This is a genomic window from Salibacterium salarium (genome assembly GCF_030813635.1).
Classification (GTDB): Bacteria; Bacillota; Bacilli; order Bacillales; family Marinococcaceae; genus Salibacterium; species Salibacterium salarium.
Genome location: NZ_JAUSUM010000001.1, coordinates 101,740 through 115,345, shown reverse-complemented (window position 1 = coordinate 115,345; position 13,606 = coordinate 101,740). Strand labels below are relative to the sequence as shown.

12 protein-coding genes are annotated in these 13,606 nt (G+C 39.8%); 1 reads left to right on the top strand and 11 read right to left on the bottom strand.

Translation table 11 applies throughout. The features are described from left to right. Positions 1 to 14: 14 nt before the first annotated feature. The 7 genes from J2S78_RS00585 to J2S78_RS00555 all read right to left on the bottom strand — a co-directional run bounded on the left by J2S78_RS00585 (position 15) and on the right by J2S78_RS00555 (position 7,232). Complete coding sequence (locus J2S78_RS00585) at positions 15 to 761, bottom strand: glycerophosphodiester phosphodiesterase (protein WP_306895302.1); 747 nt, start codon at positions 759 to 761, stop codon at positions 15 to 17. Between the two features lie 69 nt (positions 762 to 830). Then, complete coding sequence (locus J2S78_RS00580) at positions 831 to 1,655, bottom strand: carbohydrate ABC transporter permease (RefSeq protein WP_306895300.1); 825 nt, start codon at positions 1,653 to 1,655, stop codon at positions 831 to 833. Positions 1,656 to 1,670: 15 nt separating this feature from the next. Further along, entirely contained in the window at positions 1,671 to 2,540 is an 870-nt protein-coding gene (locus J2S78_RS00575) for a carbohydrate ABC transporter permease (RefSeq protein ID WP_306895298.1), read from the bottom strand. 1 nt (position 2,541) lies between these two features. Next, a complete protein-coding gene (locus tag J2S78_RS00570; protein ID WP_306895296.1) occupies positions 2,542 to 3,624 on the bottom strand; it encodes an ABC transporter ATP-binding protein in 1,083 nt (360 codons plus the stop codon). Between the two features lie 21 nt (positions 3,625 to 3,645). Further along, a complete protein-coding gene (locus J2S78_RS00565) occupies positions 3,646 to 4,956 on the bottom strand; it encodes a CehA/McbA family metallohydrolase (protein ID WP_306895294.1) in 1,311 nt (436 codons plus the stop codon). A gap of 23 nt (positions 4,957 to 4,979) precedes the next feature. Continuing rightward, positions 4,980 to 6,284 carry an ABC transporter substrate-binding protein gene (locus tag J2S78_RS00560; protein WP_306895291.1) on the bottom strand — a complete coding sequence of 435 codons (1,305 nt, stop codon included), beginning with the start codon at positions 6,282 to 6,284 and terminating at the stop codon, positions 4,980 to 4,982. A 306-nt stretch (positions 6,285 to 6,590) separates the two neighbouring features. Next, positions 6,591 to 7,232, bottom strand: a complete 642-nt coding sequence (locus J2S78_RS00555) for a glycerol-3-phosphate responsive antiterminator (RefSeq protein WP_306895289.1) — start codon at positions 7,230 to 7,232, stop codon at positions 6,591 to 6,593. A gap of 212 nt (positions 7,233 to 7,444) precedes the next feature. On the opposite strand from J2S78_RS00555, the gene J2S78_RS00550 reads away from it, so the two are divergent. Next, positions 7,445 to 9,541, top strand: a complete 2,097-nt coding sequence (locus tag J2S78_RS00550) for a transglycosylase domain-containing protein (RefSeq protein ID WP_306895287.1) — start codon at positions 7,445 to 7,447, stop codon at positions 9,539 to 9,541. 171 nt (positions 9,542 to 9,712) lie between these two features. On the opposite strand, the gene J2S78_RS00545 is transcribed toward J2S78_RS00550, so the two are convergent. The 4 genes from J2S78_RS00545 to J2S78_RS00530 all read right to left on the bottom strand — a co-directional run bounded on the left by J2S78_RS00545 (position 9,713) and on the right by J2S78_RS00530 (position 13,584). Further along, complete coding sequence (locus tag J2S78_RS00545) at positions 9,713 to 10,273, bottom strand: YwhD family protein (RefSeq protein ID WP_306895284.1); 561 nt, start codon at positions 10,271 to 10,273, stop codon at positions 9,713 to 9,715. A gap of 52 nt (positions 10,274 to 10,325) precedes the next feature. Beyond that, entirely contained in the window at positions 10,326 to 10,823 is a 498-nt protein-coding gene (locus J2S78_RS00540; RefSeq protein WP_306895281.1) for a YwgA family protein, read from the bottom strand. 49 nt (positions 10,824 to 10,872) lie between these two features. Next, entirely contained in the window at positions 10,873 to 12,198 is a 1,326-nt protein-coding gene (locus J2S78_RS00535) for an HD domain-containing protein (RefSeq protein WP_306895278.1), read from the bottom strand. 135 nt (positions 12,199 to 12,333) lie between these two features. After that, entirely contained in the window at positions 12,334 to 13,584 is a 1,251-nt protein-coding gene (locus J2S78_RS00530) for a dicarboxylate/amino acid:cation symporter (protein ID WP_306895276.1), read from the bottom strand. Between the last annotated feature and the right edge of the window lie 22 nt (positions 13,585 to 13,606).

Here is a 13,606-nt window from a genome sequence, read left to right as displayed (position 1 = left end):
GCATTTTTTATTTTTTATGAACTTGTTTCAACGGTTGCATCTATCGTTTGAAATAGCACATCAGGACGATTAGTCGTTATAGGAAGTTCAGGATCAATATCATATATCCTTCTCACTCCAGCCGGTTTATCGACTGTCCATACACCTATAGAATAATTATTGTTTTGAATGAATTCTACAAGCTTCTTCGTTACCATTTCATGGTGCATCATGACGTGATTGGCCCCGGTATGAGATAATTGTTTAAGTAGCAAAGTCGGATGGCTCATAAATATCAGTCCTGTGTCTACAGATGGTTCTATTTGATTGATTTTTTTCACGGACGTATGATCAAACGAGCCAATCAGCACTTGATCTAACACATGGTATTCACGAAGCATACGAATAAGCTGTTCCTCTAATCCTTTATACATGTTTCTTCGTTGTTTTATCTCAATCGTTATTTGCTTATCGCTGCCTTGGACTTGTTGAAGCACCTCTTCTAAAAATGGTATTTTTTCACCTGCAAAGGAGTCATGATACCATGAACCTGCATCCAACTGTTTTAACTCTTCGGCCGTAAAATTTTTCACCGCACCCTGTCCATTAGTCGTCCGATCTACCGTATGGTCATGAATGACAATCGGTACGCCATCTTTTGAAAGATGAACATCCAACTCGATACCGTCTACTTTAGGTTCGTTCAAAGCTATTTCAAAAGCGGCCATCGTATTTTCTGGTGCTTTTCCAGACCAGCCTCGATGCGCTACACATTTCACCATAACCTTCCGCTCCTTTTGTTATAAGTCTACCTCTATATTATATGAAAGCTAAGGACTTATGCTATTTTATTATTTTACCCCAGTATACACGAAAGCGCGAATGATTTGCCGCTGCGCAAAAAAGAATACAATAAGTATCGGTATAACCAAAATCATATTACCTGCCATCAAAATGTTCCAAGCCACGCCGCCTTCTACTTCTCTTAACTTAGAAATTCCCAAAGGTAACGTTCGGGCAGAATCGGAAGTTGTCATGACCAGTGGCCAAAAGTAATCATTCCAATGAGTAATGAAGCTGAAAAGGGCAAAAGTAATTAGAACTGGCTTTGCCATGGGAATCATAATTTTAAGAATGATTTTCCCTTCACTGGCTTCATCCAGTCTGGCTGCTTCTAACAATTCTTCTGGAACTTGTTTAAATGATTGCCGCAACAAAAATATACCAAATGCACTGGAAGCAAACGGAAGAATAAGCGCCCACAGTGAATCAAGTAGTCCCCAGCTGCTCATCTGCAAGTAAACAGGCAGGAAAATAAGTTGGGGAGGTATCATTAATGTAATCATCGTTAATCCAAAAAAGAAACGATCTCCTTTGAATGTATACCTCGCAAAAGCATACGCAGCCGGAATAATTGTACAAAACTGTAAAACTAGAATACCGAAAGTGACCACGACACTGTTGAAAAAATAACGCAGAAATGGACCTGAATTCCATGCTTTTATAAAATTTTCCCAAAGAAATTGATCAGGAAACCAAACAGGAGGAAAGGTCATTGTTTCTCCAAGCGTCTTAAATGACGTGGAAACCATCCATACAAACGGCATGAGGAATAAGACTACAACAATTATCATTCCCGCCCCATTTATTATATTAATAGGAAGCCTGGACTTCATTTATACTTCTCCCTCCTAGCGATAATGAACTTTTACAGACAAAAGTCTAAAATAAAAGAATGTCATTACACTTACGACGATAAGTAATAGGACACCCGCTGCTGAAGCATAACCTATTTTGAAAAAGTTAAAACCATATTCATAAATGTAAAACACTAAGGTGTTCGTAGAATTAATAGGACCGCCTTGTGTCATAATCGCTATCGTTTCAAACACTTGAAAGGAACTGATTACATTTATAATAATAAGAAAAAACAAAGTAGGAGAAAGCATTGGCAATGTGATTTTCCAAAATGTTCGGAACCAGGTCGCATCATCCAACGACGCGGCTTCATACATATCACGAGGAATGCTTTGCAACCCTGCAATAAAGACAAGTGCATTAAATCCAATGCCTTTCCATACCGCTACAAGCACCAACGACAACAAAGATGTGCTTGGATCGGTTAACCAAGGCGATTCAGGCAACCCAAATAATCCTAAAAACCAATTTAACAACCCATAGTCCGGATCCATTAACCACATCCACAACATCGAAATGGATACTAACGATATAATATGCGGACTGAACATTGCTCCTTGAACAAATCGATAAACAATCCCCTGCTTGTTTAACCAAACAGCCAATCCTAGCGAAGTTCCTGTTGTTAACGTCACGGTCAACACCGTATAAACCAGAGAATTGCGCATCACTTCCAAAAATTCTTGTTCCGAAAACAGCGACGTAAAATTTGATAGACCGACAAAGTCTTTTACAGGACTAACGAAATTCCAATCGTGCAAACTCAAATAAATCATATAACCAATCGGATAAATAAAAAACAAACAAAACACAATCATGGATGGAGTGATCATCGCATAAGGAAATGCTTTTTTTCCTATCATATTACATCCCCTCAACCGTCAAAGAACTCGCTTGCTTCCAATGGTGATCACGATCTTGTTCTTTGTTTTCATCAAAAAAATACAGTTTTTCGTACGGAATCGATACAAAAACGTTTTTATTATTTTCCTCTAACGGTGGCAAAAAGCTTTTGACTGTAAAATTACCGGCTCTATGTTTGATTTGATAGATTGTTTCTGAACCTAACGTCTCCCTTGTCAGCAACTGCCCTTGCAATGTTATACAATGAGAGTCTTCATAGGGTTGAGTGGTTAAAATAGCCGCGTGCTCCGGGCGAAATCCCACATAATGAGCATCTTTATCTATATTAGATGTATAAGGCATTATTTTTTCCATCAAAAAAACGTTCATCGCTGGGGTTCCGATAAATTCAGCACTAAATACATTAACCGGATAATGATAAACGTTCATTGGGGAATCATTTTGCTGAATTTCTCCTTTATTAAGTAGTACAATCTCGTCTCCCATTGACATGGCTTCTACCTGATCATGGGTAACATAAATAAACGTCGTTCCTAGTCTTTGATGAAGCTGTATTAATTCTGTTCTCATTTGACTCCGTAATTTTGCATCGAGATTGGATAATGGTTCATCTAAGATAAAAACTTTAGGCTTTTTAACCATAGCCCTCGCCAGCGCCACCCGTTGACGCTGGCCTCCTGAAAGAGTTTGTGGTTTTTTATATAGATGATTCTCTAATCCCACAATGGATGCTATATCATTTATTAACGATTCCCTTTCCTTTTTCGGAACTTTTTTGTTCGTTAAGCCAAATTCAATATTACCTTTTACTGTCATCGTTGGGTATAACGCATAATTTTGAAAAACCATTGCCACATCACGTTTTCCCGGAGAAACATCGTTCACACACTCATCATCGACCCAAATTTCTCCTTCTGACACCTGTTCCAGTCCTGCGATCATTCGAAGAGTCGTTGATTTACCACAACCAGAAGGGCCAACCAACACCGTGAATGATCCATCTTTTACAGTCAGATTCATATTATTTACGACATACTCATCATCAAACCGCTTTGATACATTTTTTAACGTTATCTGAGCCATTGCTTCATCACCTCGAATCCTTTATTCAATGAAAAATGGATTGGCAAATGCACATAGTTTTCCTTCTGCGTCTCGTAATTGAATTCGTATCCAGTCTCCTTTTTTTACACGTACTTGAAGGACACTTTCATTTCCAAACGATACTTCTGTTTCCTCATATAACTCTGCGTTTTTCACGCATTGCAACACTTTCGATTCGTGGAAAGCAGTGCTCGTTTCGATGATCACGTTTTCCTCTTCTTCGTTTACAGGGACAATATCACCGACTTGAAAAGGTTTCTCTTCATAATAAAGAACACTCCCGACAAATGGACCTTTAGAAACAACGACGTGACGCTCTTTTAACGCCTTTAAAATATGATGTTCGGATAAGCCATCTGCCAATACATAAGTCGACGGGAATCCAGGACGATGTTCTCCTTTAAATCCATAATGAACAGAATCACTTCCCCCAATCCCCGTGTGTCTATATCCTTCATTAAGCAACTCATCCCACTTTTGTAAGGCTTCTTCTGTTGCCTGTTCATTGGCGGGATGGCCAGGATTATTCCAAATTTCTAAACAATCTACCAAGTCTAAATCCATGTTCCATTGTTTCCAGCTTAAATGAGAGGTGAACGGATGATTAATAGAAAATAACCCTTCTTGCTGCCTTGTTTCTTTTGCTACTTCATCAAACGTTCTATTCTCTCCATCTACCCGCCAGTCAATCATTGTCTTTATGCCAAATAAGTTGGCATGACCAAGCGGTGTTGTAATTTCAACTCCCCGCATGACCAAACATTCATCTTCATTTTGATTTAATCTAAATCCACTTATCGTATTATGATCTGTCAAAAATAAGAAATCCAACTCTGCACTTTTCGCTGTATGAATCAACCCATCTAAAGACAGTGCGCCGTCCGTATGATTGGTATGAGAATGCAAATCGCCTTTATACCAGCTGTAGTCAAACTCAGGATGTTGACAAACCCCAATGATTTCCATATCAAAAGAAGATGTATCTCTAACAGGAATACCAGACACATGTACCGTCCACTCACCAGCTACAATCGGCCCTTTTTCTAAACCTCTTTCCGCTTCGTTTTCATTTAACATTAACGTTATATCATTACTCCATTCTTGAGGAATCCACGGTACAAAGAATCCTCTATTACGAATAGGATCAAAAATCTGGAATGCAAGCCGGCTATTCCCTGCCCCTATCGCTATACGAAGCTGTAATTCACCAATGTATGGTGGTACTTGAAATGTCATTTCCCAAGTTGGTTGATTATGATCGATCTTGCCGCTATGCGTTGCAATCGTTACTTCATAATCAGTTGTTTTCATAGTATTCCTCCTTGAAATATTTTTTATTGTAGTAACGAGTTTGCTTTATCTGCAGCTCCATCCAATGCCTCTTGACTTGATAAATCTTCTTCCAAAATTGCTCTATTCAATTCATCACTTAACACATTAGAAATCTCAGGATAAGCTTCTTCCATTGGGCGTGGTCTGGCATATTCCAGTTGATCAACAGCGACTTTAAATTGAGGCTGTTTTTCATATAACGATTGGATTTTATCTGTCTCAATAGCTGACAAACGACTTGGCAGGTAGCCTGTAAATTCACTCGCATACGCGGTTTGCTCGGTTGAAGTCATCCATTTAATAAATTCCCAAGCGGCTTCTTGCTTTTCTTCTTCCAGTTCCGACGTCATAACTAAATTAGCCCCTCCGGTCGGAACACCATATGTGTCATTGGCAGGCATAAATGCCGTATCCAGTTCAAATCCTTGTTCATCTGCCATTTCCATGAAGTATGAAAGGTCTGCTGTGGAAGAAAAATGCATACCAGAATGTTGATTAATAAAATCCTGCTTCGCCACGTCCCCTGCTTCATCACCAGTTGGAATCTTTATGCTGCCAGTCTTATACAACCCCTGTAAAAAGTCTAGAGCTTCCACTCCAGCTTCTTCATTAAATGTTACCGATTCACCATCGTCTGCAACCATTTGACCGTTTCCTTGCGCCACAAAGCCTTCATACATCCAAATGTTTATCGGCATACTTGCTCCTACAGTTGCATCTTCTTCTGTGAGCTCTTCAGCATATTCCTCAAATTCATCCCACGTCTCTGGACCAGAAGGATCAAGTCCTTTTTCTTCCAACATTGTCGTATTTAAATAAAGAATCGGAGTGCTTCGTAAATATGGAAGTCCATACAATTTTTCATCAACATATGAATTTCCCATTAAACCAGGGTTAAAGTCGTCCATATTAATATCATCTTCTTCAACAAAAGGAGTTAAGTCCTCTGTCATTCCTGATTTAGCAAATACTCCTATAGAAGCAATTTCATTCTGAGTCACTTCCGGAGCATCACCAGCAGCAAAGGCAGCTTGCGTTTTTGCATGCAGTTCGTCATACGTCCCTTGGTATTCTGCTGTAACATGAATATCATCTTGTGATTCATTAAACATTTCTACCAAATTTTCGTTATTTTCTCCGATTTTATCGCCCCAGGCATACCAATAGGTCAGTTCCACCTTTTCATCGCTATTCTCTCCTTCTGATCCTTCTCCGCTTCCTGATCCACTTGCTGCATCTTCTTCTCCACATGCTGCCATTGCTGTCATCATGACAAACATGCCAGCCACTGATAAAAAATGTTTCACATGAAACCCTCCTTTTTTATTAAGAAAAGCGCAAACGCCCTGGGAAGCCGCGACAGGTTCTGGACCGGGCGTGCAGGGCAGCCTGCTGGCCGGAGTCGCACGGGAAGAAACCCCGAGCGGCTGGGTGCTGAAGCTGGATCCCGAAGACGCCAAAATTTTGCACTTCTCTATCTAACAACAAAAAACCGCAACAAACAGACGGGTATCCCCGTTATTTATTGCGGTCTCTCTGCGTCGACCATGACTGCTATTTACTTTTCTATTCATATAGTAAAGCAAAACTATTAAGATAATATTATTTCTATGTCAATCTTGTCTTAAGATATTATTTTCTTTCTTGTCTATTTGACTGGAATTTAATACTTCTTTCCACACACTTGGATTGGAAGTAGAAACAGCTTGAGCACCGTTTTCCAATGCTTGTAAAGCATGTTCTTTTTCTGAGAGAAGTCCGCCTGTGATGATAGGTATGCTTACTTGTTTGCTTATTTCTTTAATTAACGCCGGCAGACGTGATGGCATAATTTCAATATAATCGGGATAATTACTTTCCACTATCTCACACACATGATCATATACTTCCGAATCAATGAGAAATACGCGCTGAATCGTTAATAATCCCCTTTTTTTTGCTTTATTAAGTAGCTTAGGTTTCGTTGTGACTATGCCTAGGGGCCGAACATATCGAGCAACTAAATCCAACCCATCCTTGTCCAAACTCAATCCTCCTATTTTTTCAATATGAACAAATGACGGTAAACCATATTTTCTCAGCTCCTCTACATACTTTTTGATGGTAATGATATTTCCCGTCACGAGAAAAACAGCACTTATTCTATCTCTATACTCGATAACCTTTTCTATATCTTTCGGCTTTTTAATAGCTGCTATTTTTTTATGTTGGTGCAAGCGGTCTTTTAAGGATCCATATTCAGGAACTGTTCTCATTTTACGTACCCCTCCCCTCCTATTGCTGCTTTCATTATACTCAAGCATTGTTAATCAATTATTAAGGTATAGTGTTTCTTTCCCAAACATTATGGATAAAAGCTATTTCATATAACAGAGCAATTCTGCGTTTAAAAGGTGAAAAAATAACCCAAAATGGTAAAAGCATGTATGTCGTCAAACGCATTTCACTATAAAAGGAGGGGAAGGAATTGGATACAGCAATGCAGCGAAGCAGCCGACGAAAACGAAGGCCGGGATGGATACGACTATTCATTCGAGCCATCTTGTTAATCGGTATTCTTGGTATGAGCGGACTGCTGATTGCGATAACCGGTGCATTTTTACTAAAACCTCCTCCCATTCAAGTAGATCAATCGACCGTCTTTTACGGAGCGGACCAATCGGTCATTGGGGAACATCATAACGGACAGCAACGTTATTGGGCACCACTTGATGAGATATCGCCTGACGTTGTGGACGCAACAATCGCGGTGGAAGATCGTGAATTTTATGATCATAATGGATTTGATATCTCAAGAATCGCTTCTGCTGCCGCAACTAATATAAAAACATTATCAAAAGCCCAGGGTGCAAGCACTATTACACAGCAATATGCTAGAAATTTATTCTTATCACATGAAAAAACATGGTCACGAAAATTAGAAGAAGCCTACTATGCCCTTCGATTGGAAGCTCATTATGATAAAGAAACCATTTTGGAAGGATATTTAAATACTATTTATTTCGGTCATGGTGCCTATGGCATTGAAGCTGCATCGCGCCTTTATTTTGACAAATCAGCGAAAGCACTATCACTTGCGGAAGCTACTTTACTTGCTGGTGTGCCAAAGGGGCCTTCTTATTATTCCCCTTTTTCATATCCAGAACGGGCTCGAGAAAGACAAAGCATTGTTCTTCATTCCATGGAAGAGGCTGGAATGATTACGTCATCTAAAAAAACAGAAGTCGAGAATACCTCGATTTCATTGGAGCCCCCGGGGCAGTTGGCCGATGACAGAGTCGGACCATACTTTCAAGACCATATTGATAAGTTATTAGAGAGAGAACTCGACATTGATCCGCAACGAATCGAACAAGGAGGATTGAACATATATACGACACTAGATCCCACCCTTCAAGAAAAAGCAGAAAAATGGGTACGACTTGAAATTGCTAAAGACTCTGAACTCCAAGGGGCACTCGTTGCGATTGACCCTGAAAATGGAGCTGTTCGAGCACTTGTCGGTGGGAAAAGTTATGAAGAAAGTACATTCAATCGTGTTACAGAAGCATCACGACCACCTGGGTCTGCGTTCAAACCATTTTTGTATTACGCGGCACTCGAAGATGGATTCACTCCGCTCACTTCTTTTCGCAGCGAACCGACAGATTTTGAAATAAATGAAGATGGTGACACTTATTCACCTGGAAACTATGGAGAAAGATACGCTCATGATTTTATTCCCATGAACGAAGCGCTTGCTGTTTCTGATAACATCTTTGCTGTCAAAACTCATCTTTATCTTGGTCCTGATGCACTTGTTAAAACAGCAGAACAAGCGGGAATAGAAGCAGATTTTTCTCCTATCCCTTCCCTTGCTCTTGGGACACAAAATATAAAAGTGTTGGACTTAGCAGCTGGATATGGTCCATTTGCTAATGGTGGCGAAGCTATTGAACCCACATTTATTGAAAAAATTACAGATGCAGACGGAAATGTACTGATGGAGGCAGAACATCAAACCGATCAAGTCTTTGATCCTGATAAATCCTACGTCGTAACGGACATGATGCAAGGAACGTTTGATGAATCGATGGGCAGCTATACATCCGTCACAGGTCAGTCTGTTTCCCATTTAATAGACCGTCCGCTTGCCGGTAAAAGCGGTTCTACTGATTTTGACAGCTGGATGGTTGGCTTTTCTCCTCAGCTCATTACTTCCGTTTGGGTCGGTTATGATGACAATCGAGAAATGAATCATGCCGAAGAAGGACAAATATCTAAACGTATTTGGGCACAATTTATGGGAGAAGGGTTGGAAGATAAATTGAAGTTGGATTTCACTCCTCCACCGGGTGTCGTACAAGCAGACATTGACCCCGAAACAGGCTTGCTTGGATCAGAAGAGTGTGGAGCAGCCAAAACAATGGCTTTTGAAAAGGGGACGGAACCACAAAAATCTTGCACAGAAGAAATAGAAAACGAAGCAGAAGACACAGAAAACCAGGAAAATCAACGAGAAGATGACTTGCCGGAACAAGAGGATAAATTTTTTGATCGTTTAAAGAAATGGTTTCAATCCTAGCGGCAAACCAAAACGTGCAAGGAGCTGGATGGGCGCCCTTGCACGTTTTAGTGTCCTAGTTCTATGAATCGTGTGTGTATTTCTAGTGTATTGATATTTTACGGAAAGAACAATACATCTTAGAATTGTTCAAAAATCGTTCATAATTTCGTCAAATATTATATCTGGCTCTTATTCTTCCTTGACATCTAACGTTTGATGCAGCTCTTCACTTGAATTATTCCAAAAATCCTCATTAAATCCTTTTAGAAACGCTCCTAGTATATACTTCGAGTGGTCATCCATCTGTTCAAGAATGATACGGCCCTTTAATGACTTATCCATGTTATTTACGTGCTCCGGCAAACTTTTGTATCCTTTGCGAATGCGGTTGTCTGACTCTTCTACTAACATCTCACAAGCGGCAACACCGGAATAATGAGGTTTACCGTCTCTATGGTCCACTGTCACCCATACCATCCAATACAGTTTCGGGGAAGGCACTTCTTCTTTATCATTGGAAAACTTCACGCGCTTTTCCACAGCCGAACGAGCGTGAAGAGCTCCCATATCTATGAAGGCATTATCTTCACCTGGATCGACAATGATGGGGGTCATATTATCTAAGCTTAACGTACCAGCTCCATACCCACCATCACCACCGGTGGCATCACCACTTAAAATGTTAAAACCGCCGCCTTTTCTCTTCTTGTTCCCTTTGTTTTCATCTTTATCTTTATCAAAAAGATCCATGGAATCGTCTCCTTTTTAAAGTTCTCCTTCTATCATACCGTGTTTGAAACCTTTATTTCAAAGAATCAATAAACGTCCAAGCTTCTTCTATATCTACATCTTTATAGTTTTGGCTTTTCTTCAATGTAAATACTTTTTCTTTCACTTCATCCTTAGACAGTTCTTCAAAATACAACATGGTCGATACTAACTCTAAAAACTTAGCATTGTACTGATTTAAACGCTGTATAATTTCTTTCGCTTTTTGGTGCGGCCATTCTAAAGAAAATGTATCTAAAAATGTGTTCCCCGCTTCTGTCAGTTGATAACGATATTGATAATAGCCGGATTTGCTTTCTTTTGTTTCTGTTACAAATCCGAGGCTGCAAAGCTCTTCTGTACGAAGGGTCAATTCTTCCGAATACGGACCATACATATGAAAAGTATATTTTTCCTGCAAGGGCAGCTGCATTTTTTTACTTATGTACACCATCTTTTGCCACTTTTTTCTTCCCACAATTTCTCCGGCATCTTGTAATAAAGCCAATAATCTAGCATGATCAGGCAACATGACATGATCCTCCTTCAATAATCCATACCATTATATATCACAATAGGAACTATCCTTCTCGAAAATCCATTTCCTGATTATCTGGTTGAGAAAATAAAATATCTTTAATTTGTTGTTTTTCTTTTTCATGTCCTGGTGAATCAAGCCATTCGGCTGGGTAATATAATTTGTGATCTGTTCGTTTTTTCCCAGAAATAGCTTCTACTAAGTCGGATTCTCTCGATAATTCACGCAATCGTTTGTCCGGCATTAACAAATGAATTGGCATCCGTTCTTCCTCTTCTCCAGGACGATAAAAATCATACGGGAGATCAGACGAAGAATCAATAACCAAGTAATACTCCGGATCAATGTCGGCTCTAGTAAATAATTCCTGTAGCTTGGACCATTCATTTAATAATAGCTGCTGATCAAACTCAACGTATTTGAACAGGCGACGGTTCATAAAACGCTGGCATAAATCTTTTAAAACAGGGTCATCTTCTAACTGCCACATCTGAAAATAGTACAGTGTTACCGATTCATCCAATTGCAAATATTGCTCTAAATTAATTGTTCCATCAAAAAAACCGATAAAGTGATGTGGAGACTGCGAAAACGCATAGCCGTCTGCATATAACGTTTTAACTCGTTGTAAAATCTTACTTAAAATGACCTCGGCGCTACGTGTGACTGGATGAAAGTATACTTGCCAATACATTTGATAACGGCTCATAATATAATCTTCCACCGCGTGCATCCCCGTATATTTAATGACAGCTTGATCTTCGGTAGGTCTCATCACTCTCAAAATTCTTTCCATATCAAAATGACCATAGCTGACTCCGGTATAATACGCATCTCGTTGTAAATAATCCATCCGATCCGCATCAATTTGACTCGAAATCATGCTTACAACCAACTTATTTGGATACGTTTTTTCAATGACATCCGCTACTTTTTGAGGAAAGTCTTCCCCCATCCGGCGTAATATTTGATTAACTTCTGTATCTTCTACAATAATTTTTCGTGTCCACCATTCATGATCCGTTTGAAACATTTTTTCAAAAGAATGGGAGAATGGGCCATGTCCAATATCATGTAAAAGAGCAGCACTAAGGCATAGTAAGCGTTCACTTTCTTCCCAGTGCGGCCTTCCATCAAATACTTCAATTATCCGTCTCATAATCTCATAAACGCCCAGAGAATGGTTAAATCGTGTATGTTCTGCTCCATGGAATGTTAGAAATGTCGTGCCTAATTGACGAATGCGACGCAGGCGTTGAAACTCTCTTGTACCAATAAGGTCCCATATCAATTCATCACGAATGTGAATATACCGATGTACTGGATCTTTGAATACTTTTTCTTCCTGCAGCTTTCGATTACCTTCCATAGTCCAGGCCCACTCCCTTGTCATGCTTATGTCCGCAAAACTAGTATTTACTCTGTATTATACCAATCCTTCCGCAAAAGAAGCAAAAGAATACGAAAACCCAGGATTAGAGAACAACTCTATCCCGGGCTTCGTTTATACAGACTCTGGCGATTCTATATCATTTTCTTTTTCTTTCTTTTGTTCAGAACGATCGATAATATAAGCACATGCTGCATCCCCAGTAATATTCAGTGACGTACGAAGCATATCAAGTAATCGGTCGACACCAAGTACGATTGCAATGCCTTCAACTGGAAGTCCGACTTGCTGTAATACCATCGCAAGCATAATCAGTCCGACTCCGGGGACACCTGCTGTCCCAATACTAGCAAGCGTTGCGGTTAATACCACCATCACAAGTTGGGAAAAGGCAAGGTCTCCTCCATATACTTGAGCAATAAACACTGTTGCTACTGCTTGCATAATTGCCGTACCATCCATATTTATCGTTGCACCTAAAGGTTGTACGAAACTGCTGACCGGTTTGCTGATCCCTAATTTTTCTTGGGCGGTTCTCATCGACACCGGCAATGTTCCGCTTGAGCTTGAAGTACTAAAGGCGACCGCCATGGCAGGGAAAAAGTTTTTAAAAAATTGAACAGGACTTGCTTTTCCTATAGCTTTAATCGCTATTCCATACGTGATTGCAGCATGAAGAACAAGTCCCAGTGTAATGGTAATCATATACATCAACATTTGCTGCAAACCATTTACACCGGCTGCACCAACAGACGAAGCAATGAGGGCAAAGGCACCATATGGCGCTGTATACATGACAACATTTACTAGAAACATCATCACTTCATTCGCTTGTTCTAAAAGTTTATGAAGCCCTTCTGTTTTATCCCCAAGTTTCGCAAGAGCAATACCAAAAAATATCGCAACAGCAATGATTTGAAGCATATTTGCTTCTGCCATAGCATTCACCGGGTTGTCCGGAATAACGTTCAAAAGTGTGTCCATAATCGGAGGAGCTTCTTCTGCATTATATTCCTGATTTTGTGTGTCAAAAGCACCTTCTGCTCCGGGCTGTATGACATACGCAAGGCTAAGACCGATAACAAGCGCTATCGTTGTAGTAATAAGATAAAATGAAATCGTTTTTCCACCAATTCGTCCCAATTGAACAGGATCTTTTAGACTGGCTGTTCCAAGAGATATAGATATGAAGACAATCGGAACAACGAGCATCGTAATTAAGTTTAAAAAGATTTCACCAACGGGGTTTAGTACATAACTATCAATTCCGCCAAAAACATTTTCCGGCACGAAATTTAAAATAAGACCAGTTATCACACCAAATAATAAGGCGTATAGAATTTTCTTTGTTAGATTTTGATTCATGTCGTTCTAACTCCTCTCTTTG